Source organism: Streptomyces sp. N35 (assembly GCF_016464295.1).
Classification (GTDB): Bacteria; Actinomycetota; Actinomycetes; order Streptomycetales; family Streptomycetaceae; genus Streptomyces.
In genome coordinates this window covers 1-23,468 of record NZ_JAEIMH010000014.1, presented here as the reverse complement: position 1 = coordinate 23,468, position 23,468 = coordinate 1, and the positions used below count along the sequence as shown (strand labels likewise).

Annotated in this window: 22 protein-coding genes; 11 read left to right on the top strand and 11 right to left on the bottom strand. The window is 70.6% G+C overall.

Annotation, left to right across the window (positions count from 1 at the left end; all coding sequences use genetic code 11):
• Positions 1-399 precede the first annotated feature (399 nt).
• On the bottom strand, positions 400-1,386 hold the full coding sequence (locus JAO81_RS10560) for an acetylxylan esterase (protein ID WP_199547592.1): 987 nt from the start codon (positions 1,384-1,386) through the stop codon (positions 400-402).
• Positions 1,387-1,717: 331 nt separating this feature from the next.
• Here JAO81_RS10560 and JAO81_RS10555 point away from each other — a divergent pair, with 331 nt between their 5' ends.
• The 5 genes from JAO81_RS10555 to JAO81_RS10535 all read left to right on the top strand — a co-directional run bounded on the left by JAO81_RS10555 (position 1,718) and on the right by JAO81_RS10535 (position 7,879).
• Positions 1,718-2,965, top strand: coding sequence for a sugar ABC transporter substrate-binding protein (locus JAO81_RS10555; protein ID WP_199547524.1), 1,248 nt, complete (start codon positions 1,718-1,720; stop codon positions 2,963-2,965).
• A gap of 86 nt (positions 2,966-3,051) precedes the next feature.
• Positions 3,052-4,026: a carbohydrate ABC transporter permease gene (locus tag JAO81_RS10550; RefSeq protein ID WP_199547523.1), complete on the top strand. Its 975-nt coding sequence runs from the start codon at positions 3,052-3,054 to the stop codon at positions 4,024-4,026.
• Entirely contained in the window at positions 4,023-4,907 is an 885-nt protein-coding gene (locus tag JAO81_RS10545; protein WP_374194283.1) for a carbohydrate ABC transporter permease, read from the top strand. Before JAO81_RS10550 ends, JAO81_RS10545 begins: the two co-directional genes overlap by 4 nt.
• A 65-nt stretch (positions 4,908-4,972) precedes the next feature.
• Positions 4,973-6,175 carry a glycoside hydrolase family 1 protein gene (locus JAO81_RS10540; protein ID WP_199547522.1) on the top strand — a complete coding sequence of 401 codons (1,203 nt, stop codon included), beginning with the start codon at positions 4,973-4,975 and terminating at the stop codon, positions 6,173-6,175.
• Between the two features lie 294 nt (positions 6,176-6,469).
• Positions 6,470-7,879, top strand: a complete 1,410-nt coding sequence (locus tag JAO81_RS10535) for a glucoamylase family protein (RefSeq protein WP_199547521.1) — start codon at positions 6,470-6,472, stop codon at positions 7,877-7,879.
• 34 nt (positions 7,880-7,913) lie between these two features.
• Here JAO81_RS10535 and JAO81_RS10530 read toward each other — a convergent pair whose 3' ends face one another.
• Together JAO81_RS10530 and JAO81_RS10525 are read right to left on the bottom strand one after the other, a co-directional pair.
• The gene (locus tag JAO81_RS10530) at positions 7,914-8,591 is read right to left on the bottom strand and encodes an ABC transporter ATP-binding protein (RefSeq protein WP_199547520.1); all 678 of its coding nucleotides are present in this window, start codon (positions 8,589-8,591) and stop codon (positions 7,914-7,916) included.
• Positions 8,588-9,673 carry an ABC transporter permease gene (locus JAO81_RS10525; protein WP_199547519.1) on the bottom strand — a complete coding sequence of 362 codons (1,086 nt, stop codon included), beginning with the start codon at positions 9,671-9,673 and terminating at the stop codon, positions 8,588-8,590. Before JAO81_RS10525 ends, JAO81_RS10530 begins: the two co-directional genes overlap by 4 nt.
• Positions 9,674-9,903: 230 nt before the next feature.
• On the opposite strand from JAO81_RS10525, the gene JAO81_RS10520 reads away from it, so the two are divergent.
• Together JAO81_RS10520 and JAO81_RS10515 are read left to right on the top strand one after the other, a co-directional pair.
• Entirely contained in the window at positions 9,904-11,118 is a 1,215-nt protein-coding gene (locus tag JAO81_RS10520; RefSeq protein ID WP_199547518.1) for a sensor histidine kinase, read from the top strand.
• A complete protein-coding gene (locus JAO81_RS10515) occupies positions 11,115-11,750 on the top strand; it encodes a response regulator transcription factor (RefSeq protein WP_199547517.1) in 636 nt (211 codons plus the stop codon). The genes JAO81_RS10520 and JAO81_RS10515 overlap by 4 nt, the downstream gene beginning before the upstream one ends.
• Positions 11,751-11,780: 30 nt before the next feature.
• Here JAO81_RS10515 and JAO81_RS10510 read toward each other — a convergent pair whose 3' ends face one another.
• The gene (locus JAO81_RS10510) at positions 11,781-12,749 is read right to left on the bottom strand and encodes a YafY family protein (protein ID WP_199547516.1); all 969 of its coding nucleotides are present in this window, start codon (positions 12,747-12,749) and stop codon (positions 11,781-11,783) included.
• Positions 12,750-12,847: 98 nt separating this feature from the next.
• Between JAO81_RS10510 and JAO81_RS10505 the strand changes: the two genes are divergently transcribed.
• Entirely contained in the window at positions 12,848-13,243 is a 396-nt protein-coding gene (locus tag JAO81_RS10505; RefSeq protein WP_199547590.1) for a RidA family protein, read from the top strand.
• A 45-nt stretch (positions 13,244-13,288) separates the two neighbouring features.
• Here the strand turns inward: JAO81_RS10505 and JAO81_RS10500 are convergent, their stop codons facing one another.
• The 4 genes from JAO81_RS10500 to JAO81_RS10485 form a co-directional block, all read right to left on the bottom strand.
• The gene (locus tag JAO81_RS10500; protein WP_199547515.1) at positions 13,289-13,906 is read right to left on the bottom strand and encodes an isochorismatase family protein; all 618 of its coding nucleotides are present in this window, start codon (positions 13,904-13,906) and stop codon (positions 13,289-13,291) included.
• A 113-nt stretch (positions 13,907-14,019) separates the two neighbouring features.
• Complete coding sequence (locus JAO81_RS10495; RefSeq protein ID WP_199547514.1) at positions 14,020-15,012, bottom strand: GlxA family transcriptional regulator; 993 nt, start codon at positions 15,010-15,012, stop codon at positions 14,020-14,022.
• 160 nt (positions 15,013-15,172) lie between these two features.
• Complete coding sequence (locus JAO81_RS10490; RefSeq protein WP_199547513.1) at positions 15,173-15,793, bottom strand: L-threonylcarbamoyladenylate synthase; 621 nt, start codon at positions 15,791-15,793, stop codon at positions 15,173-15,175.
• A gap of 62 nt (positions 15,794-15,855) precedes the next feature.
• Positions 15,856-16,347, bottom strand: a complete 492-nt coding sequence (locus tag JAO81_RS10485) for an FBP domain-containing protein (protein ID WP_199547512.1) — start codon at positions 16,345-16,347, stop codon at positions 15,856-15,858.
• Between the two features lie 101 nt (positions 16,348-16,448).
• Here JAO81_RS10485 and JAO81_RS10480 point away from each other — a divergent pair, with 101 nt between their 5' ends.
• Entirely contained in the window at positions 16,449-17,090 is a 642-nt protein-coding gene (locus JAO81_RS10480) for a TetR/AcrR family transcriptional regulator (RefSeq protein WP_199547511.1), read from the top strand.
• The gene (locus JAO81_RS10475; protein ID WP_374194282.1) at positions 17,074-18,279 is read left to right on the top strand and encodes an SGNH/GDSL hydrolase family protein; all 1,206 of its coding nucleotides are present in this window, start codon (positions 17,074-17,076) and stop codon (positions 18,277-18,279) included. The genes JAO81_RS10480 and JAO81_RS10475 overlap by 17 nt, the downstream gene beginning before the upstream one ends.
• Positions 18,280-18,338: 59 nt before the next feature.
• Here JAO81_RS10475 and JAO81_RS10470 read toward each other — a convergent pair whose 3' ends face one another.
• From JAO81_RS10470 to JAO81_RS10460, 3 genes are all read right to left on the bottom strand, one after another.
• A complete protein-coding gene (locus JAO81_RS10470; RefSeq protein ID WP_199547510.1) occupies positions 18,339-18,845 on the bottom strand; it encodes a DinB family protein in 507 nt (168 codons plus the stop codon).
• Between the two features lie 106 nt (positions 18,846-18,951).
• Positions 18,952-20,469 carry a helix-turn-helix domain-containing protein gene (locus JAO81_RS10465; RefSeq protein ID WP_199547509.1) on the bottom strand — a complete coding sequence of 506 codons (1,518 nt, stop codon included), beginning with the start codon at positions 20,467-20,469 and terminating at the stop codon, positions 18,952-18,954.
• Positions 20,470-20,646: 177 nt separating this feature from the next.
• Positions 20,647-21,888, bottom strand: coding sequence for an RNA polymerase sigma factor (locus JAO81_RS10460; RefSeq protein ID WP_307813276.1), 1,242 nt, complete (start codon positions 21,886-21,888; stop codon positions 20,647-20,649).
• A 239-nt stretch (positions 21,889-22,127) separates the two neighbouring features.
• Between JAO81_RS10460 and JAO81_RS10455 the strand changes: the two genes are divergently transcribed.
• A complete protein-coding gene (locus JAO81_RS10455; RefSeq protein WP_199547508.1) occupies positions 22,128-23,429 on the top strand; it encodes an MFS transporter in 1,302 nt (433 codons plus the stop codon).
• Positions 23,430-23,468: the final 39 nt, after the last annotated feature.

Below are 23,468 nucleotides of genomic sequence, written 5' to 3'. Positions count from 1 at the left end.
CCCCCTGCCGACGACGGCCTCGCTGACGACCACACGTACCAACGCCCGCCTCGCAGGCGTCCGCTCACATCACCGACTGCCCCACTGGCGTCCGGCCCACATCGACGTCCGCCTCGCTGGCGTCCGACCGACATCGACGTCCGCCTCGCTGGCGTCCACCGGCTTCACCCGCTGCCTCGCTGACGCGCCCGCCCCACATCGACGCCCGCCCCACATCCACGCCCGCCTCACTGACGTCCGCCCGCTTCACCCGCCGCCTCGCTGACGCCCGCCCCAATCACCCGCTGACCGTCGGGCACCCCCCGTATCGCGCCCGAGTCCCGCCCGGATAAGCCCGGCACCCCAGCACCCGCCCGAATCGGCCCGGCACCCCAGCACCCGCCCGCCCGGTTCAGCCCGTCATCCCAGCACCCGCCCGAAGAACTCCGCCTTGGCCGACGCCAGTTGAGCCACGGAGCGCTCCGCCCCCGGCCACTCGAAGTGCCCCGCCTCGAGCACATGCAGCTCACGCCCGGAGCTCTCGGGCAGGCCGTTGTACACGGCAAACTGCCCGGGCGGTGGCACGGACGGATCGAACAGGGCCGGAGCCGTCAGGACCGGCTTGCTCAGGCGCGTCGCGGCCGTCGCCGCGTCGAAGTACCGCAGTACGTCGGCGACTTCCGGATGCTCCTGGTGGTACCGGCGCACCGCGGCACCGCTGCCCACACAGTCCAGCGTCAGCCGCAGCGGATGGTTGCCGAACGTCGGCACGGTCAGCTGACCCGCCGCGAACCGTTCGTCCCAGGGCAGGGCCAGGGCGCCGAGCCCGCCGCCCAAGCTCTCCCCCAGGTAGCCGAGACGCGGCAGACCGGGCACGAGTTCGAGGAGAGCCGTCGCCGCGCACCAGAGATCGGCGACGCACTCCCCGATGACGTACGACTCCCGCGCGGCGATGCCGTGCAGCACATGCTCATCGGACGTGGACGGCACCCCGGGCAGCAGACCGCGCGTGCCCATCCCGCGTACGCAGGGCAGGATCGCCGCGGACCTCGACAGCGGCAGGGGGACGTCGCGACCGGGCTCGTCCCTGCCGCCGTAACCGTGGCCGATGACGAATCCGTGCTCCACCGGGCCGGCCGCGGGCAGCACGAGCCAGCCACCCAGACGCACCTCTCCGACCGAGGTGTACGTCACCTCATGGATGCGTACGCCGTCGCGCTCCTCCACCGCGCGACCCAGCTCCGGTTCGGGCCGCACCCGCAGCGCCCGTGCGTAACGGTCGAGCCAGAACTCGTCGAAGTCCGTGGGCGCCGCGGGGGCCGATATGCCCAGCAGATCGTCGAGCGTGCTGCCGTAAGCGGGGTCGAAGGAGAAATCGTGCGTGAAGGCGATAGGGGTGCGGGTCACGCGCCCGACCCTAGTGACCGCGCAGGCCCGGCTCACCACCCGGACGCCCACCTCGCCGCCCCGGATACCCAGCTCGCCGCCCTGGATGCCCAGCTCGCCGCCCTGGATGCCCAGCTCGCCACCCCGGACGCCCAGCTCGCCGCAGCTCCGGCGGTTCGCCTCGAGCGGCAGACGCCAGGTAGTTTCGTTTAGCAAACAACTAGCAGCATCACGCTCCCGTTACGGGAGTGTGACCAAGACCCCTCTTGTCACATCCCGAGTGGTTGCCACAGAGTTATGTATGCGCTTACAGACAGCGCATACATCGGAAACGCTCGAAGAGGAGCCGTCCATGAACCGCGCCGCCACCACAGCTGCCGTGGCCGTCACGTTGGCCGCTGCGCTGACCCTCACCGCCTGCGGCGGATCGAGCGGTTCGCAAGCCTCCGCGGACTCGGAGCAGACGCTGAGCGTGTGGGCGATGGGCACCGAGGGCGAGAAGCTCGCCGATGTCGCGAAGGTCTACGAGAAGGCCAACCCGAACATCACGGTGAAGGTGACCCCGATCGGCTGGGACGTAGCCCACCAGAAGCTGGTCGCCGCCGCCGCGGCGGGCAAGCTGCCCGACGTGATGCAGATGGGCGGCAGCTACATGACCGAGTTCGCGGACATGGGCGCCCTCGAGCCCGTCGACGCCAAGACCTTCCAGAAGAAGGACTTCTTCCCGGCCGGCTGGCAGCAGGGCGAGTACAAGGGCGAGACGTACGGCGTGCCGTGGTACGTCGACACCCGCGTGCTCTTCTACCGCACCGACCTCGCGCGGAAGGCCGGTGTCGACAAGGCGCCGGCCACCATGGCCGAGCTGCAGCAGGCCGCCGAGAAGTACCAGGAGAAGGCCGGCACCAAGTGGGGCCTGGCGATCCAGCCCGGCGGGCTGGACACCGTGCAGAGCTTCTACCAGTTCCTGTACTCGGCCGGCGGCGAGATCGTCAGCAAGGACGGCAAGGCCGTCGCCAACAGCCCGGCTGCCGTCAAGGCGCTGGAGAACTACGGCAGTTACTTCGAGAAGGGCCTCAGCGAGAAGTCCGTGCGTCCCGGCTACGACGTGACGAAGGACTTCAACAACGGCTCCGTGCCGATGTTCTTCGGCGGTCCCTGGATCATGGGCCTGATCGACGAGAACTACCCGGACCTGAAGGGCAAGTGGGCGGTCGCGAACGTGCCCGCCGACGAGACCTCCGCCTCCATGGCGGGCGGTTCCGCCCTGACGATCTCCGCGGACAGCGAGCACAAGGCCGCTGCCGAGGAGTTCATCAAGTACCTCACGGACGCCAAGGGCCAGGCCGACTGGTACAAGCGCACCAAGGACCTGCCGGCCAACGTGAACGCGTGGGAGACGGGCGAGCTCGCCACGGATCCGAACATGCAGATCTGGAAGACCCAGATGGAGTCGGCGAAGGTCTCCCCGGCCCAGCCCAAGTGGACCGAGATCACCTCGAAGATCGACAGCGCGATCGAGAAGGTCGTCCAGGGCAAGGCCTCGGCCCAGAGTGCACTCGACGCCGCCCAGGCCGACATCGAGGGCCTCGTAGCGAAGTAGGCGCAGCAGGCGGACAACCGCCACGCGACGTCACACTCCACCCCGGCGCATGCGGGACCGCAGGCCGGAAGCCCGAAGGACGGACCATGTCCACCACGACACCCACCCCCGCACGGTCCGGGGCCGTCAAGGCCCCGGGCGGCACCCCCGACGGCCCCGGCGGGCGGCGCGGAAAACGCTCGATGGGGAAGCAGAACCTGGCCGGCTGGCTGTTCTCCACCCCGTTCCTGGTGCTGTTCGGCGTCTTCATGCTCTTCCCGATCGTGGCGACGCTCCTGATGAGCTTCACCGACTTCGGGCAGCGCCATGTCCGACGTCCGCTGGAGGCCGAGTTCGTCGGCTTCGACAACTACGTCAAGCTCTTCGGCGACGAGCAGTTCCTCAAGGCGCTGTTCAACACGGCCTACTTCGTCGTCGTCGGAGTGCCGCTGACGATCGGCCTCGGTCTGCTCGTCGCGATTCTGCTCAACAACGGGATCGACCGGGCGCGCACCTTCTTCCGCGTCGGCTTCTACGCCCCCGTGGTCACGACGATCGTCGCCGTGGCGATCGTGTGGCGCTTCGTCCTCGACCCCTCGGACGGCCTGATCGCCGGCCTCGGTGCCGAACTCGGTTTCACCGCACCGGACTTCCTCGGTTCGGAGACCTGGGCCATGCCGTCCCTGATCGCGATGGCCGTATGGCGCAACCTGGGCACCGTGATGGTGCTGATGATCGCCGGTCTGCAGGCCATCCCGGCGGAGGTCCGCGAAGCGGCCCGCCTGGACGGGGCGAACGCCTGGCAGGAACTGCGCCGCATCACGGTGCCGCTTCTGCGCCCGACACTCCTGTACACGACGGTCATCACCACGATCGGCTATCTCAACGTCTTCGAGGAGCCCTTCGTGATGACCCAGGGCGGTCCTTCGGACGCCACGCTGACCGTGTCGCTCGACATGTACAAGCAGGGCTTCAGCTTCTTCAACATGGGCTACGCGAGCGCCATGGCGTACGTCCTCTTCGTGGTGATCATGGCCATCACGGTGCTGCAGCTGCGACTGATGAAGGACAACACGAAATGAGCGCCGCACCCGCCACGCCCACTGCGCCCACGACCGCCCCGGCCCGCCGTCGTCAGCGCCGCATGAGCAAGCCGGCCCTGTACGTGGTCGCCTCGCTCGGCCTCCTCGTGATGGCCACACCGTTCCTCTGGATGGCACTGAGCGCCTTCAAGACCAAGAAGGACCTCACGGCCAGCCCGCCGGTGTGGCTGCCCTCCGAGTGGACGCTGCAGAACTTCCGGGATCTGCTCGACCAGTTGGACATGCCGCAGTACTTCCTGAACTCGGTGATCGTGGCGGTCCTCGTGACCGTGTGCAATCTGCTGTTCTGCTCGATGCTCGGCTATGCGCTCGCAAAGCTGAACTTCACGGGACGCTCGAAGGTCTTCGGGATCGTGCTCGCCGCCCTGATGGTGCCGGCCAACCTGATGGTGCTGCCGTTGTTCGTGCTCATCAACCAGCTGAATCTGCTCGACACTTACGCGGGGCTCGTCCTGCCCTTCGCGGCGGCCGCCTTCGGTGTCTTCCTGATGCGCCAGTCCATGCAGGCCATCCCGGACGAGCTGCTCGAAGCGGCGCGGATGGACGGCGCCGGCGAGTGGTACATCTTCTGGCGGATCGTGATTCCGCTGGTCAAGCCGGCCCTCGCCACGCTGACGATCTTCACGTTCCTCGGGTCGTGGAACAACTTCATCTGGCCGCTGATCGCGACCAACGACCCGGAGAAGTACACCCTCCCGGTGGCCCTCGCGACCTTCGCCAACGATCCCAACCGGACGGTCGGCGGCGCCAACGGCATGCTCATGGCCGGCTCGCTGCTCGTCGTCCTGCCCGTGCTCGTCGTCTTCGCCGTCCTTCAGCGGCACTTCACCCAGGGCATCGCCACCGCAGGCCTCAAGTAGCGCCCGGTCCCTTCCCCCCCTCGTACCTCCTCGTACGCGTCGTACGCAGAAAGACAGGCACCACCATGACGTCCACCCCTGCCCGCACGCCCTTCCCCGACGGCTTCCTGTGGGGCGCTTCCACCGCCGCGCACCAGATCGAGGGCAACAACGTCAACAGCGACTGGTGGCGCAAGGAGCACGACCCGGCCGCGAAGATCGCCGAGCCCAGCCTGGACGCCTGCGACAGCTACCACCGCTGGGAGCAGGACATGGACGTGCTGGCCGAACTCGGCTTCACCGACTACCGGTTCAGTGTCGAGTGGGCGCGGATCGAGCCTGCCCGCGGCTACTTCTCCAAGGCCGAGATCGCGCACTACCGGCGCATGGTGGACGGCGCCCTGGCCCGTGGCCTGCGCCCCATGGTGACGCTGCACCACTTCACGATTCCGCAGTGGTTCGAGGACCTCGGCGGCTTCACCGCCGACGGCGCGGTGGAGCTCTTCGCGCGGTACGTCGAGGAGTGCGCGCCCATCATCGGCGAGGGCGTACGGCATGTGTGCACCATCAACGAGCCGAACATGATCGCCGTGATGGCCGGTCTCGCCAAGCGAGGCGAGCAGGGCTTCCCGCCCGCGGGCCTGCCCTTCCCTGACGAGGAGACCACGCACGCCGTCATCGCCGCGCACCACGCGGCCGTGAAGGCCGTGCGCGCCATCAACCCCGGCATCCAGGTGGGCTGGACCATCGCCAACCAGGTCTACCAGGCCCTGCCCGGCGCCGAGGAGGTCACCGCCGCCTACCGCGCCCCGCGCGAGGATGTCTTCATCGAGGCGTCGCGCGGCGACGACTGGATCGGCGTGCAGTCCTACACGCGTACGAAGATCGGCACCGACGGCCCGGTGCCCGCGCCGGACGACGCCGAGCGGACCCTGACGAGCTGGGAGTACTACCCCGAGGCGGTCGGCCACGCGATCCGGCACACCGCCGAACTCATCGGGCCCGGTACCCCGTTGATCGTCACCGAGAACGGCATCGCCACCGGTGACGAGCAGCGCCGCGTCGACTACTACGCCGGCGCGCTCGACGCCGTGGCCGCCTGCCTCGACGACGGCATCGACGTACGCGGTTACCTCGCCTGGAGCGCGCTCGACAACTACGAGTGGGGCACCTACAAGGCGACCTTCGGGCTGATCGGCTGGGACAAGGAGACCTTCGAGCGCACGCCCAAGCCGGCCGCCCACTGGCTCGGCGGCCTGGGCCGCGAGCAGGGGCTGCCGCGCCTCTGATCCCTACGATCCGCGGCTGTCACGCCCCTCGCCGGGACGTCCGCCGCACCACGACCCGTTCCGGAGCGACGCCCCTGGGCCGCTCCGGGACGTACGGGGCCGGGGGCACACACCCCGCCGTCCCGGTCCCGAGGGCCTGCGCAACCTGACCCCGCAGGCCCGCACACGGGCGGGGGCCGACGCCGCGATGGGCGCCGGTCCCCGCCCGCTGTCCACCGCCCGCATGAGCACGGGCACAGCACCAGCACCAGCACCGCGAACTGCCCTTCCATATCCGCCCTTTCGGAGGACTTCATGGATCGTCGTACGTTCCTCATGGCCACCGGCGCCGGCGGCGCCGCCCTCACGCTCGGCCCGGCCCACGCGGCCACCGCCTCCCCGGCACGCTCCGATGCGGCCCTGTTGCGCACCTGGTTCCGCTCGACGTACCGCTCCATCGAGGCGATGACCACCGACTTCGGCCTCGTCACCGACAAGATCGACGTCAGCGGGGCCGGTGCCCCCGTACCGTCGGTGCAGACCTCCCCGACGAACATCGGCTGCGGGCTCTGGGCGACGGCCGCGGCGGGCGGTCTCGGGGTGATCGGCCGGGAGGAGATGGAGCGCCGGCTCACCCGTACGGTTGCCGCGGTCGAGAAGCTGGAGCGGGCACACGGCTTCTGGTTCAACTGGTACGACGCGCACGACGGTTCGCTCCTGACCACCTGGCCGGAGAACGGTGAGACGGTCCGCCCGTTCCTCTCCTCGGTCGACAACGCCTGGCTCGTGACGGGCCTGCGCATCGCCGCCGACGCCGCCCCCTCGCTGCGTCCTCGCGTCGCGCGGCTGCTCGCCGACGCCGACTGGTCGTACTACTACACGCCGTACGACCCCGCCGACCCGGTGGCCGGACCCGGCCAGCTGCGCGGCGGCTACTGGCCGGACAAGCCGGGCAAGGGTGAACCGACGGGCCACCACTACGGCGCTCTCAACACCGAGCCCAGAATGGCCAGTTACCTCGGCATCGCCGAGGGCAGCATCCCGTCCGACCACTACTGGCATGTGTTCCGCACGCTGTTGCCCGGCATGGGCCAGGAGCAGGAACCTGCCGGCTCGTACGTCACCATCGACGGCGTCCGAGTGTGGCAGGGGCACTACACCTACCGGGGCCGCAAGCTGGTGCCCACCTGGGGCGGGTCGATGTTCGAGGCGCTGATGGTGCCACTGTTCGTGCCGGAGCAGGATTGGTCGCCGCGCTCGTGGGGCCGGACGCACACCCGTTTCGTCCGCAGCCAGATCGAGCACGGCTTGGACGAGGCCGGGTACGGCTACTGGGGCTTCTCCCCCGCCAACATCCCCGAGGGCGGCTACCGCGAGTACGGCGTCGACGCGATCGGCATGCAGGAGGAGGGCTACAACTCCCTGGGCGTGGTGACCCCGTACGCCTCCTTCCTCGCGCTCCCGTACGCACGCGGCGAGGCGCTCGCCAACCTCAGGGCGCTCGACCGGGACTTCGGGGCCTACGACGACACGTACGGCTTCCGTGACTCGGTCGATGTCACGACAGGCCGGGTCAGCGACTTCCTCCTCGCCCTTGACCAGGGCATGGTCGCCGCGGCCCTCGCCCAGGAGCTCCGGCCCGGACTGCTGCAACGCCCCTTCCGTACCGGCGGGTTCGCCTCGCGGGTGCGACCGCTCCTGGAGAAGGAGCGCTTCTCCATCTGACGGCTTCGGCGTCCGCGACGGAAGGCTTCGGGACTCATCGGCAGGGCACGCGCAGGCGCCCGTCGTGCACCTCCGCGATCTGGTCCACGGCCGCGAGATGCGTCGGGTCGTGCGTGACCAGGACGGTGGCGGTGGCCTGCCGGTGGGTCAGTTCGGTGATGAGGTCGATGACCGCGGCGCCGCGTACGTGGTCGAGGGCGCTGGTGGGTTCGTCGACCAGGAGCACGGTCGGGTCGTTCATCAGGGCGCGGGCGATGTTGACGCGTTGGCGCTGGCCGCCGGAGAGCTGGTGGGGGCGGCGGCGCGCCTGGTCGGCCAGGCCGACCGCGTCGAGGAGTTCGAGGGCGCGGGCGCGCGCCTTGACCGGACTGCGGCCGTCGATCCGGGCCATGACCTCGAGTTGTTCGGCGGCGGTGAGGGAAGGCAGCAGGTTCGGCTGCTGGAAGACGATGCCGATCCTGTGGCGCCGCAGCGCGGTGAGTTCGGCCCGCTTCATGCCCGTGGTGACGGTGCCGTCGATGGTGACCGTGCCACGGTCGGGGGTGATCAGGGTGGCCGCGACGGCGAGCAGGCTGGACTTTCCCGAGCCGGACGGGCCGACCACGGCGGTGACGCTGCCCGCAGGCACGTGCAGGGTGACCCGGTCGAGCGCGGTCAGGCGGGACGCGCCGTCGGGATACGTGAGAGTGATATCGGTCAGTTCGAGGCTCATCGGGCGCTCCCCAAGGCGGTCAGCGGGTCGACGGCGGTGATGCGCCGGACGGACAGGGCGGCGCCGAGGGCGCCGAGCAGGATCATCACGGCGGCGGGGACCAGGACCGTCGTCGGCGTGAGCACGAACGGCACCGCCCCCTCGGCGGCCACGGCCCCGAAGGCCGCGGCGAGGCCCGTGCCGATCAGGGTTCCGCCGGTGAGCAGCACGAAGGCCTGCCCGAGTGCGTCCTTGAGGAGATGCGCGGTGGAGGCACCGAGCGCCTTGAGGACGGCGATGTCGCCGCTGCGCTGAATGGTCCAGACGGTGAAGAAGGCGCCGATGACCAACGCCGAGATGGCGAACAGGAAGCCGCGCATCAGCTGGAGCGAGCCGTTCTCGGAGGTGTAGGAGCCGATCGCGGACAAAGAGGCGTCCCTGGAGACCGTCTCGGTGCCGGCGGTCCGGTCGGCGGCCGCGAGGTCGGCTCCTTCGTCCGTGTCCAGCGCGATCACCGTGGCGCTGGTCGCGTCGCCGTCGGCGGGTGGTGCGGTGTGCTGCCAGATGTCGAGGCTGATCCAGATCACCGGGGTGTGGCTGAAGGAGGCGTCGCCTCGTACGGCGGCGGCCGTCAGCTCCTGTCCGGCGAGGGAGAAGGTGTCGCCGGGCTGCAGACCGAGTTCGTCGGCGGCTGTGGTGGACAGTACTGCCGAGCGTGCGTCGATCCTGCCGCTGTCGGGGGCCAGCACCGAACCGGGCCGCACCCCGAAGGCGGATACGCCCGTGCTCTTCTGTCCTGCAGTGGCTTTGGTCGTGGTGATGCCCAGCGGCTCGGCGGCGGTGACGCCGGGGACCTCGGCCCAGCGCTGCCACTGGTCGGCGGTGACCCGGGAGTTCGCGTACGACAGCTCCTGTCCTGCGCCGGGGGCCTGGAACGCGATCCGGTCGGCGGGCAGCCCGGTGATCGCGGAGATGTTCTGCCGTCCCAGACCGGCGGTCAGGCCGGACAACAGCCCGACGAGGAGCGTGATGAGCACGATCACGCCGCCCATCAGGGCGAACCGCCCCTTGGCGAACTTCAGATCTCTCCAGGCGACGAACACGGACTTGCCTGCCTCCTTCGGCGGTGGACTCGGTCGGGGGCTCAGTTGTCAGCTGAGGGGCGGACGCGGTCAGGGACTCAGTGGCCGACTCGCCGCTGACTCCACCCTCGTCGCCGCCCGCTTCGGGGACATCTGCCGGGGGAGGTCAGTTCACGGACCGAAAGGCGCCACGCGAGTTGTAACTTTCGATGGAGGCCCGTCGGCGTCCGCCTCCTTACGCTGGGAGGACTGTGAACTCCGCCGCCCTCCCCCTCACCCCCACCAGCCGGACCCTGACGTGGTGTCTGCACCTGCTCGTGGTCGCACTGCTGGCGCTGGCCGCCGTACGGGCCGTGACCGACGGCCGGCCCTATGCCGCAGTGATCGTCGCCGTGACGGTGGTGTGCGCCCTGGTCTACGCGGCCGGCCCGCTGCTGCCGTCGGTCCAGCGCTCCCGGCGGGCTGCCGTGTGGTGGCTGGCCTGCGTATGCGCGAGCTGGCTGGTGCTGCTTGCCCTGACTCCCGACGGGATCTGGGTGGCCTTCCCGCTGTACTTCCTCCAGCTGCACCTGCTGCCGCGGCGTACCGGCCTCGCCGCCGTGGCCGTCACCGCGCTGGCGTCGATCGCCGCGTTCGCCGCCCACCAGAGTTCCTTCAGCGTCGCCTTCGCGATCGGCCCCGCACTCGGCGCGGCCGTCGCGGTCGCCGTGGTGTGGGGCTACCAGGCCCTGTACCGCGAGTCGGACCAGCGCCGTCAGCTGATCGAGGAGCTCACCGCGACCCGCGCCGACCTCGCCGCCGCGCAGCACACCGCGGGTGTGCTCGCCGAACGCGAGCGGCTGGCCCGCGAGATCCACGACACCTTGGCGCAGGGCCTGTCCAGCATCCAACTCCTGCTGCGCGCCGCCGAACGGGCCCTCCCCCAGGCACCCGACAACGCGGCCCGCTATGTCGACCAGGCGCGGCTGGCAGCCGTGGACAACCTCGCCGAGGCCCGCCGCTTCGTCGCCGCCCTCGCCCCGCCCTCCCTCGACGGCAGCACTCTCGCCGGTGCGCTGGAACGGCTCTGCGCCGGTACCCACGACGGGCTCACCGCACGCTTCCATCTCCTCGGCACCCCGGTACCGCTGCCGACCGCGCACGAGGTGGCCCTGCTGCGGATCGCCCAGTCCGCCCTGGCCAACACCGTGCGCCACGCCGACGCCGGCACAGCCGACCTCACGCTCAGCTATCTCGACGGCCATGCCGGTCTGGAGGTGGTCGACGACGGCAGCGGCTTCGACCCCGACCGACTCCCCCTGCCCGACCCCGAGTTCGGCGGATACGGACTGTCCGCCATGCGGGCCCGTACGCGCGCACTGGGCGGCACCTTCACCCTCACCTCCGCGCCGGGCCGGGGCACCACCCTGACCGCCCGGCTCCCCCTGACCCCGTCCGCCCGGACCGAGCCGGAGGTCCGCCCGTGACCGACACCCCGATCCGTCTGCTGCTCGCCGACGACCACCCCGTCGTACGGGCAGGGCTGCGGGCGGTGCTCGAGACCGAGCCCGGGCTCGCCGTGGTGGCGGAAGCGGCCACCGCCGAGGACGCGGTCGTCCGCGCGGCCGCGGGCGATATCGATGTCGTCCTGATGGACCTGCAGTTCGGCAAGGGAATGGGGGGCGCCGAGGCCACCGCCCTGATCACCGCGCGCCCGGACGCCCCGCGTGTCCTGGTCGTCACCACGTACGACTCCGACGCCGACACCCTGCCCGCCATCGAGGCCGGCGCGACCGGCTACCTCCTCAAGGACGCGCCTCCGGAGGACCTGGCCGCCGCGGTGCGTACGGCCGCCGCGGGCCGCACCATCCTGGCTCCCGCGGTCGCCGACCGTCTGATGCACCGCCTCCGCACCCCTGCGGCGGCGCTGACCCGGCGCGAGACGGAAGTCCTCACGCTGGTCGCGGAAGGCCTGTCCAACCAGGCGATCGGCCGGCAGCTCCACCTCACCGAGGGCACGGTCAAGTCCCATCTGGCCCGCGTCTACGCCAAGCTCGACGTCGAATCGCGTACGGCGGCCGTGGCGACCGCGGCGGAGCTGGGACTCATCCGCCGCTAGGGCCCGTCCGGTGATCAGGCCCTGGGCCGGTCAGGGCGCGTAGCGGCTCGCGAGCGCGGCGGCGCGTTCGTGCAGACGGTCGCGCAGCCACTGCGGGGTCAGCGCGTCCGCCTGTGTGCCGAGCTGCCACAGCGCCCATTGCGCGTGCCTCGCGTCCTGGAAGGCCACGTCGAGGCGCAACCAGCCGTCCGCGTCGGCCTCTTCGCCGAGGACGGCGACGGCGGTGCCGACCAGCTCCTCCCGGCGCGCCGGATCCACCCGTACCCGCACGGTGACCTGGTCGCCGCCGGTGCGGAACCGCGTGCCGCGCTCCTGCCAGGCCCGGTCGAGATCGACCCGGTCCGGTCGCACGGCGGGCTCGGCGAGAGCGTCGGCCGCCAGGATCCGGGACAGCCGGTACGTGCGGTCCTCGCCGGATCGCGCGGCCAGCAGGTAGCCCCGGTCGCGAATGGTCACCAGGCCGATCGGGTCCACGGTGCGCCAAGCGGGGTCCTGGCCGGTGGCCGCGTACCGGATTCGCAGCCGGTGGCCGCAGAGCACGGCGCGCAGGACCCCGGCCGCCACGGCGTCCGGCACGTCGTCGTCGGCCGGGCGGCGGGAGAGCAGGTCGGTCTCCGGGTCGATGAGGAGCCGTTCGGCCACGCCGGTCGCGGTGTCCCGATAGCTCTCGGGCAGCGCGTCGACCACCTTGAGCATCGCCGAGGCGAGCGCGGAACCGAGCCCGAAGGCCTGTGCGCCGCGCCGCGATCCCGCGACAAGCAGGGCGAGGGCTTCGTCGGGGTTCAGCCCGGTGAGCTCGGTGCGGAATCCGGGCAGCAACGCGAATCCGCCGTGCCGGCCGCGTTCCGCGTAGACGGGGACGCCGGCCGCGGACAGTGCCTCGATGTCGCGCAGCACGGTGCGCGTGGAGACCTCCAACTCCTCGGCCAGCGCTGCCGCGGACATGCGTCCTTGCTGCCGCAGCAGCAGCACCAGGGACACCAACCGGTCGGCACGCATGCGGGAACCCTAATCAAATACATGACAGGGGATGTCATGAATGGTTGGCAGGCTCGGCATCGCACGAGGAGGAGAACTCGATGGGAGCTGATGTGGGCGTGGAGCGAACGGCGGTCAACCCGTGGGCGTGGTCCGGTGAGTTGGGGTACAACCAGGGCGAACTCGTCACCGGACACACCCGGACCCTGTACTGCTCGGGACAGACCGCGATGAGCAAGGACGGCAAGCCCGAGCACGCCGGTGACATGGCGGCGCAGCTGGCGCTGAGCCTCGACAATCTGGAGGCGGTGCTCGCGGAGGCGGGCATGACCCTGGCCCACTTGGTCCGGCTCAATGTGTACACCACCGACGTCGACCGGCTCTTCGCGCACTACGGCGTGCTGGCCGCGCGGTTGGGGGCGGCACGGGTGGCGCCTGCCACCACGATGCTCGGGGTCACCCGGCTGGCGATCCCCGACCTGTTGGTGGAGCTGGAAGGGACCGCGGTGGCCTGAGCCCGGTGAACGGTGGGGCGGGGTCCGCCCCACCGTTCGTACGGCTCAGGCCCGCAGCGCGTCCACCGTCGGCGCCACGGTGCCGAACAGGTCGGTGATCGTGGTCAGCGCGGCCGACTGGAGCGCGGCGGCCGGCACGACGGAGCCGTCGGGCGCGGTGAGGTTACGGGTGGCGGTGGCCTCCGCGACGACCGTGGGGCTGTAGCCGAGGTTGAAGGCGCCCTGGGTGGTGTAGTTGACGCACATGTGGGTCATGAACCCGGCGATGATCAGGTTCTTGCCGCTGCCCGGTGCTGCGTCGAGCCGGGTGAGGACCTCGCCGAGGTCGGTGTTGTGGAAGGAGTTCGGGAAGCCCTTGACCACGACGGCCTCGCCTTCGGCCGGGGCGACCTCGTCGCTGATGGCACCGATCTCGGCACGGATGTCGTACGGGGTGCCTTCGCCGCCGTCGTTGAGGACATGGACGACGGGAGCGCCGGCGGCGCGGGCACGCTCGAGCAGCCGGGCGCCGGCCGCGAGGGCCTCTTCGGCGCCTTCGAGCGCCATGACGCCGGTGCGGTAGGTGTTCTGGAAGTCGATCATCACGACGATCGACTCGCCGAGCTTCGGCAGCTCGTTGCCGAGTCCGACGACCTCGCGCAGGGACTTCGAGGGCTGAGTCATGGGGTGCCTTTCATCAGGTGGGCAGGGCAGAGCCATACGCCGAGGTGTGGGCAGGGCGAAGCCGTACGCCGTGCCGATGGGGTGGGTGTGCGGGTCTTGCGAGCGCGGGGCGCTCACGGGGAACTGGTGCGGAAACGACGCCGGTATCCGGCCGGTGTGGTGGCCAGTTGCCGTTTGAACGCGCGGTGCAGGGTTTCCGCGGAGCCGAGTCCGGCCGCCGCGGCGATGCGGTCGAGCGCGTCGTCGGTCGTCTCCAGGAGACGGCGCGCGGTCTCGACCCGGGCGGCCTCGACATAGGTGGCCGGGCTCTGTCCGGTCTCCTGTTTGAAGACCCGGGCGAAGTGCCGCTCGCTGAGACACATACGGTCGGCGAGCACCTCCGCGGACAGGTCCTGGTCGAGGTGGTCGGCGATCCACACCCGTAGTTCGTCGATGTCGCGCCGGGCCGCGGCCGGACGGCTCAGCGGTACGGAGAACTGGCTCTGTCCGCCCTGCCGCTTGAGGTACATGACGAGCTGCCGCGCCACCGCAAGCGCGACGTCCTCGCCGAGATCCTCCGCCACAAGGGCCAGGGAGAGGTCGAGGCAGGCGCTGATCCCGGCGCCCGTCCACAGCCGTCCGCGGTTGGTACGGACGAAGATCGGGTCCGGGTCGACCGTGACGGCGGGGTGGTCGGCGGCCAGCTGGGCGGCGGTCGTCCAGTGGGTCGTGGCCGTCTTGCCGTCCAGGAGTCCCGCGGCCGCGAGCAGATGCGCCCCGACGCATACGGAGGCGACGCGCCGTGAGCGCGGTGCGGTCCTCTCGATCCAGGCCACGATGTCCGGGTCGATACGGGCCACCGGCCCCTCGTCGGTGAGGTCGACCGCACCTGGTACGAGCAGGGTGTCGACCTGCCCGTCCACCTCGTCGAAGCCGAGATCGGCGATGATCCGTACGCCTGCCGAGGTGGTGACCTCTCCCGCGGCGGGCCCGGCGAGCCGGACCTCGTAACCGGCGCGGCCCTCGCTCACGCGATTCGCGAGCGAGAAGACCTCCGCCGGTCCCGTGACGTCGAGGAGGTCGACATCGGGGAAGACCGCGATGACGACTCGGTGCTTGAGGGGCATGTCCCCATCCTCGCCCGCGGCCCCGATGGCGGCAATGACGACTGCCTGTCACATCCGGACATGGCCGTCGACATACCGCGTCCGTGCGACGCCGGGGCCGCGCGCTCGGCGGTCACGCCCGCTCGGGCGGGCGGCGTGAGCCCGCTGGGGCGACCGGCTCCTACTCGAAGCGGGAGGTGTCGCCCGCCCCGCGCCGTACGATCTCGACGTCGCCGCCGGAGAAGTCGATCACCGTCGTGGGCTCGGTGCCGCAGTCGCCCGAGTCGAGGACGGCGTCGACGACATGGTCGAGGCGTTCCTTGATCTCCCAGCCCTGGGTGAGGGGTTCGCCCTCGCCGGGCAGCAGCAGCGTGCTCGACAGGAGCGGTTCGCCGAGCTCCTGGAGCAGGGCCTGGGTGACGACATGGTCGGGGATGCGTACACCGACGGTCTTCTTCTTCGGGTGCATCAGCTGCCTCGGCACCTCCTTGCTGGCGGGCAGGATGAAGGTGTAACTGCCGGGCGTGGCCGCCTTGATGGCGCGGAACACGTCGTTGTCGATGTGCACGAACTGGCCCAGCTGCGCGAAGTCCTGGCAGACGAGCGTGAAGTGGTGCCGGTCGTCGAGCTGGCGGATGGAGCGGATCCGGCCGATGCCCTCGCGGTTGCCGAGCTGGCAGCCCAGCGCGTAGCAGGAGTCGGTCGGATACGCGATGAGCGCGCCCCCGCGAATGCTGTCGGCCACCGTGGAGATGGTGCGGCGCTGCGGGTTGTCCGGGTGGACGTCGAAGTACGTTGCCATCCGGCGAGTTTAAGGCGCGCCGGCGTCCCCTCCCGGCCCATGCGTCACAGTCCGCGCCGGGGTCAGTGCGTGACCTTCGCCAGAAAGGCTTCGACATTGGCGACCGTACGGGCGATCTTCTCGTCGACGGTGAGGGTCTCCGCCACCTTCAGGACGCCTTCGACCTGCTTGATGCCGCGGGTGTAGAGCGAGCAGTCGAGATCGGTGCACACGTAGACGCCCACCGAGTTCCCCTGCTTGCCGGCCTTCCCCGCCAGGGGCGCGACCATCAGGGACACGCCGCCGTCCTTGGTGGTCAGACAGATCGAGCACATGCTGCGGCGCGCCTGCCCGGCTATCCGAGGGGCGCCACGCAGTGCCACGGCCCGCGGGCGGCCGTCGACCTCGGTGACGAGGTAGGCGCGGTCGGGTGCCTGCGGGTCGCGCCAGCCGAGGTAGTCGAGGTCGTCCCAGGGGCGTTCTGCCAGGTCACGCGGCATGCTCAGGCGCTTGGCCTCGCCCTTCGAGCAGTTGACGAAGGCGGCTCGGATCTCTTGTTCGGTCAGCGGCTTCATGAGAGCGATCGTAATTTGCCTAAATGCTTTAGGCAAATGCATAATGGCCACAGGAAAATCCACCAGAGCTTCACGGCAGGACCAGGCGAGGAGGCCGACGGATGGCACGTGCAGGGCTGACACCGCAGCGGCTGACGCAGGCCGGCGCGGAGCTCGCCGACGAGGTCGGCTTCGAGCAGGTGACCGTGTCGGCTCTGGCTCGGCACTTCGATGTGAAGGTCGCGAGCCTGTACTCGCACGTGAAGAACTCACACGACCTCAAGACCCGTATCGCCCTGCTGGCGCTCGAGGAGATGGCCGACCGCGCGGCTGAGGCACTCGCCGGGCGCTCGGGCAAGGACGCCCTCGCCGCCTTCGCGAACGTCTACCGGGACTACGCGCGCCGGCATCCCGGCCGCTATGCGGCCGCCCAGCTGCGCCTCAGTCCCGAGACGGCAGCCGCGAGCGCCGGCGTGCGGCACTCACAGATGACCCGGGCGATCCTGCGCGGATACGACCTGTCGGAGCCCGATCAGACCCATGCCGTACGGCTCCTGGGCGGCACCTTCCACGGCTATGTGAGCCTCGAACTGAGCGGCGGCTTCAGCCACAGCGCACCGGATTCGTCGGTGACGTGGGCGCGGATCGTGGACGCCCTCGACGCCCTGCTGCGCAACTGGCCGGACGAACCCGCACGTGATGACCGGGTCGAGCCCGCACGTAATACCCGGGCCGAGCCCGAACGTGATGACCGAGAGGCCTGAAGGCACCATGAACGACTGGATCACCACCCCGCTGACCACGGCCGTCGTGCGCGGGGCGCTGGAACTCGAGCCCACCGCTCAGGGCGTCCTGCCGCACCGGCTGCCCGCCCGCGCCCGTGCGCAATGCACCGACGGACAGCTCGCGATGGCCGAGTCGCAGCCCTCGGGCGTACGGATCGCGCTGCGCACCCGCGCCACCGCGCTGGAGCTGGACACGGTGCCCACCAAGCGCGTCCACGTGGGTGCACCGGCGCGCCCCGGCGGGGTCTACGACCTGCTCGTCGACGGTGAACTCGCCGGCCGGGCGAGCGTGCACGGCGGCAACACCCTCACCATCGACATGACGAACGGCTCCGTCGAGCACACCGCGGGCACCCCGGGCACGTTGCGTTTCGCCGGGCTGCCCGACCGCGACAAGCTCGTGGAGCTGTGGCTGCCGCACAACGAGACCACCGAGCTGGTCGCGCTGCGCACCGACGCTCCCGTGCGGCCGCTGCCGGCCGAGGGCCGCAAGGTCTGGCTGCACCACGGCAGTTCGATCAGTCATGGCTCCGATGCGGCGAGCCCGAGCACGACCTGGCCCGCCGTGGCCGCCAGGCTCGCAGGCGTGGACCTGGTCAATCTCGGGTTCGGCGGCAGCGCTCTGCTCGACCCGTTCACCGCGCGGGCGATGCGGGACACCCCTGCGGACGTGATCAGCGTCAAGATCGGCATCAATCTCGTCAACCTGGACCTGATGCGGATGCGGGCGTTCGGCCCGGCCGTGCACGGCTTCCTCGACACGATCCGCGAAGGCCACCCGACGGCACCGCTCCTGGTCGTCTCCCCGATCTACTGCGCGATCCACGAGGAGACACCAGGACCCGGCACCTTCGACCTCGAAGCCCTCGCGACGGGGAAGCTGGCCTTCCAGGCCACCGGCGATCCGGCGGAAGCCGCCGCCGGCAAGCTCACCTTGAAGGCCATCCGCGAAGAACTCGCCCGCATCGTGGCCCAGCGCGCGACCGACGACCCGCATCTCCACCACCTCGACGGCCTCGACCTGTACGGCGCGACCGACTTCGCGGAGCTCCCGCTGCCCGACCGACTGCACCCCGACGCGGCGACGCACCTCCGTATCGGAGAACGCTTCGCGAAGCACGCCTTCAACGGGGCGTTCGCCGGGGGCGGTTCGGGGATCTCACATTGACGGCTCGGAGGGCTCACACTGACGGCTCGGGGATCCCACATTGACGGCTCGGGCCCGCCCTAGCCGCCGGTCGTTCCGTCGAGCAGTTCGCGCAGGATGTCCAGGTGGCCGTTGTGGCGGGCGGTCTCCTCAGTGAGGTGGAGGAGGATCCAGCGCAAGTCGACGTGGACGCCGTCGCGGATGGTGCGCTGAGCCTGCTTGCCCAGGTCGCTCCCGGCGACCAGTTCGCGGTAGCGGGCGCTCTGCTCAGCGTATTCGTCGAGCAGCTGCGGAAGCGGGAAGTCGACGGCGATACGCATCTCGCGGTCGGGGTCCTCATCCGTCATGGGGGCCCGGTCTTCCTCGCCGAGGAAGATCACCTGGAACCAGTAGTACTCGACCCAGCGCAAGTGACTGATCACTCCGCTCATGGTCATCAGCGGTGAGCCCGGCAGGAGCGCCTTGCGGGCGTTCTCCGGGGAGACGCCTTCGCACTTGGCGCGGGCGGTGTCCCGTGCATAGTCGAGAAACGTGGTGAGCTGGGTGCGCTCGTCCCATGCGGGCGGCGTGTCACTGATTCTGGTCATCGCGCGAAGCGTCCCCGATCACCACGATCGGTGTCGAGGCATTTCGCGGAGGGCCCAACGTGCTCCACCCCCTGCCGGCCGCCCGAGATGACCCGCCGGCCGGGCCCTACACGTCCGCGGGCGGTTCCGGTTCGTCGTCGCCGAGCGTGTAGACGTCCTTGACCTTCACCTCGGTGACCGCCCTGCCCTCCGTGAAGATCTGACGCCAGTCACCGGAGACATGGAGTTCGTCGGTGCCCATCGCACGGACGACGACGAGGCCTTCGTCGAAGCACTTGTACGCCTTCATCCAGAGGTTGGCGAAGGCCTGCGAGCGGATGAGGTGCATCCAGTCGCTGCGGTACAGCTCCCGGTTGTAGTTGGACTCCCCCATCGTGGAGACGAACTTCGAGTACATCGCCTTCACGTACTCGAGCGTGACCGAGTCGTCCTCGGTGATGGCACGGTCACGGGCGTCCTTGAGGGCGATACGGAACTTCTCCAGGAGCCCCTCGGTGGCCCCCGAGGTCCAGGACTCGTGGATCACGGGCGGCTCGCACAGTCCGTACGGATCGGAGGAGAGTCGCAGGAGCAGTCGCAGCGTCGGCTCGGTGACCCAGAACTCGCCCTCCTCCTCCCGGTTGCCGAGCGGATGGGGCAGCAGGTGCTCCAGGTCCCAGGCGGGCGGGGTGATCAGGTGGACGCCGGCGCGACGGCGGTCGTGGACGTTGCCCGTGGAGTGTTCGAGCGCGCCGATCGGCAGATGGGTCTTGAGGGCGGAGAGATAGGCCCCGTTGACATCGAGGGCGGTCACTTCGTGGCGGCCCGCCGGGAGTTCGGGGCGGGTCCAGTTCGGGCGCGCCTCCCAGATCTCGTCCGGGCCCTTGGCGCTCTTGCGGCGCAGGATGTCGGGCATCGGCGGGTGCGCGATGACCTGGTACCGGGCGCCCTTACGGGTTTCGTCGAGCAGCGCCATCGCGTCGGGGATGGCGCGCTTGACCAGCGGGGCCGTGGCGGTTCCCACGTCTCCGCCGTGGGCGGCGAGGGCGGCTTGGACGGCCGGGGCGATCAGGTCCGGGGAGTCGGCCTCCTTGGCACGGCGGCCGGCGGGAACGAGTTTCCTGGGGGCCGGTGCGGTCGGCTGCGCGGCCGCGGCGGGCGGCGTCTGCTCGCGTGGTGACGTCGCGGCGGTGGTTGCGGCCTGGCAGTCGGCGGCGTCCAAGTGCTGCGGGAACCCCTCGACTTGGTGCACCGCGGGGGCACCGCACAGGACGCAGGGCGCGGGGGCGGAGAGGGTCGCTCCCCCGGCGACCTCTTCGACGGGTGGCGCCGGCTCCTCAGCCACGGGCGCCTCAGCCTCGAGTGCCTCAGACTCGCGTCCAGTACCTGGGGTGCCGTCCTCAGCCCCCACCTTGGCCTGCGCGCCGTCAAGGAAGTACCCGTACTTGGCGCGGATCTCGCCGCTCGGCTCACGCCCGCTCTCCCAGCCGCCGACGGTCGACGCGGACACCCCGAGCACGGCCGCCACCTGCGTACGGGAAAGGCCGAGGGCTTCGCGCAGCCGTCTGCGTTCGGCGGACGGGGGCAGGGCGGTCTCTTCCTGGACCGAGGCCAGGAGCGCGTCGATCGCGTCGAAGTCCGTCACGGCGCCTCCTTCTCGGGGCGGGCTGGGGGTACTGCCGCACCCTCGGGGGCGCGCACGCGGCAACTATAAGTCGCCGCTGGTGTCCGGTTTCGTACGGCACAGGACTCGACGGTTTTCTGCGCCATCAGGCTCGTCAGCGGCACGGCCCCGGCCACGTCGCGTCCTGCGTACGCGCGCTCAGGCCTCCAGATCCCGCGCCCGCGTCAGGAGGAGCTCCCGTTCCCGGGCGTTGCGTGTCAGCGAGGCCGCCCGGGCGAACTCGGCGCGGGCCTCCTCGTGACGCCCGAGGCGCTCCAGGAGGTCGCCGCGCACGCTCGGCAGGAAGTGGTAGTCCTTGAGGGCCGCTTCGTCCGCGAGCGCGTCGACCAGTTTCAGCCCCTGCTCGGGGCCTTCGGCCATCGATACGGCGACGGCCCGGTTGAGCTCGACCACCGCCGACGGGGTGAGCTGGGCGAGCCGGCCGTAGAGGGCGGCGATCGACTTCCAGTCCGTGTCCTCGTAACGCAGCGCCTGCGCATGGCACATGGCGATCGCGGCCTGCACGGAGTACGGGCCCGTACCGGCGCGCTGCAGCGCGTCGACGCCGCGGTGCATCAGCATGCGATTCCACTTCGTGCGGTTCTGATCGGCGAGCAGCACCGGCTCCCCGTCCGGGCCCGTGCGCGCCGGCAGCCGGGAGGCCTGGAACTCCAACAGGGCGGCGAGTCCTTGCGCTTCGGGCTCGCCCGGCATCAGCGCGGCGAGCACCCGGGCGAGCCGGAGCGCGTCCTCGCACAGCGCGGGCCGCAGCAGATCCTCGCCGGCCGTGGCGCTGTAGCCCTCGTTGAAGATCAGGTAGATGACCTCGAGGACCGAGGCGAGACGGGCCGGCCGCTCGGTGACTCCCGGCACTTCGAAGGGGACATCGGCCTTGGCCAGGGTGCGTTTGGCGCGCACGATGCGCTGGGCGACGGTCGGTTCGGTGGTCAGCAGTGCGCGGGCGATCTCGTCGGTGGTCAGACCGCCGAGCAGTCGCAGCGTCAGGGCGATGCGGGCCTTCGCCGAGAGCACGGGATGGCAGGCCGTGAAGATCAGGCGCAGCAGATCGTCGTCGATGTCGTCGGGGTCGGACGGCTCCGGCGGCGGTACGTCCTCCAGGGTGCGGCCGACCTCGGCGAGCTTGCGGGCGTAGGTCTCCTTGCGGCGTACGAGGTCGATGGCCTTGCGGCGCGCGGCCGTCATCAGCCACGCGGCCGGATTGTCGGGGACGCCTTCGCGAGGCCACTGCTCCAGGGCGCTGATCAGGGCGTCCTGAGCGAGTTCCTCCGCTATGCCGACATCGCGCACGACCCGGGTCACCACCGCGATGATGCGCGCGGACTCGATACGGAAGACCGCCTCCACCGCCGCGGTCGTCTGGTCCCCTCGGGCTGCTGTCACGGCGCCTATCCCAACATCCGTCCCCGGACGGGGCAAGCACGGTCGCCGGAATCCAAGGCTCCGCACTCATTGACAGCCTCCCGGGCCGACCCCACACTCATCCCCTCGCGAGATGTGAACAGTTCTTCACCACACGAACAACGCCGGATCTCCGGCGTGCTGAGCTCGCCCCAGGGACCGATATGACCTCTTCCGCGCACTCCGCTCCTGCGGCCCGTGCCCCGCACACGTTCCGGACGGTGTTCCCCGTTCTGGCGCTGTGCTGGCTGGCCGTGTTCTTCGACGGCATGGACGTCAACATCTACGGCGCCGTCATGCCCCACATGCTCGACGACCCCGGACTCGGCCTGACGCCGGGCACCGCGGGCACGATCGGCAGCTGGACCACGTTCGGCATGCTGATCGGCGCGCTCACCGCGGGCAATGTCACCGACTGGCTGGGCCGCCGCCCGATGCTGGTCGCCAGCGTCACGCTGTTCTCGCTCGGCTGCGCCTTGTGCGCGCTCGCCGGGAGCGCCGGTGTCTTCGGGGCCGGACGGTTCGTCGCGGGGCTCGGGCTGGGCGGCCTCATGCCGCTGTGTCTGGCGATGGTGCTCGAGTTCGCTCCGCCGCGGCGGGCCGCGCTGATGACCGGCCTCCTGATGACCTCGTATCACGCGGGCGGGATGGCCGCCACGGGCCTCGGCCTCGGCGTGGCCCCGGAGTTCGGCTGGCGCTGGGTGTTCTGGGCCGGAGTGCTGCCCGCGTTCATCGCCGTACCGATGCTCCTCAAGTACCTGCCCGAGTCGCCGGGCGTGCTCCTGGCACGCGGCCGGCGCGCCGAGGCCGAGCAGGTCGCCGACCGCTTCGGGCTGCCGCGTCCCACCGAGGTCGAGGCACCCGCAGCGGGGGCGAAGGGGCGGATCGCCGCGATCGGCGCCCTGTTCCGTCCCGAGTCGCGGTGGGCGACGCCGCTGCTCTGGCTGGCCTCGTTCTGCGGTCTGCTCCTCGTGTACGGGGTGAGCACCTGGCTGCCGACAATGATGCGGGCGAACGGCTACGGCCTGAACTCCTCGGTCAGCTTCCTGATGGTGATCAACGCGGGCGGCATCGTGGGCATGCTGATCGCCGGCCGGACCGCGGACCGTTTCGGCGCTGTGCGGGTGTCGGCGATCTGGTTCGTGCTGACCGCCGCCGGCGCGTTGCTTCTCAAGTCCGAACTGCCGCTGGGCGTCACGTACGTCGTGGTCGCGATCACCGGGATCTGGCTCTTCAGCGCCCAGGTGATGGTGTACGCGGCGACCAACAGCGTGTACCGGGACAGCGAACGCGCCGCGGGTCTGGGCCTGGTGACGGGCGTGGGCCGCACCGGCGCCGTGGTCGGGCCCTGGCTGGTGGGCGCCCTCGCCCAGAACGGCAACCAGAGCTGGGGCTTCACCGCCTTCGCCCTGGCCGGTCTGCTCGGAGCGGCGGCCATCGCCCTCGTACCGCTTGCCGTACGGATCGGTCGCGGCGGTGCGCGCGGCGGAGCACCAGCCGTCGCCGAACCGTCCAGGGCCTGAACGCACCAGAAGGCCCCGCCCCCTCGATCGAGGGGGCGG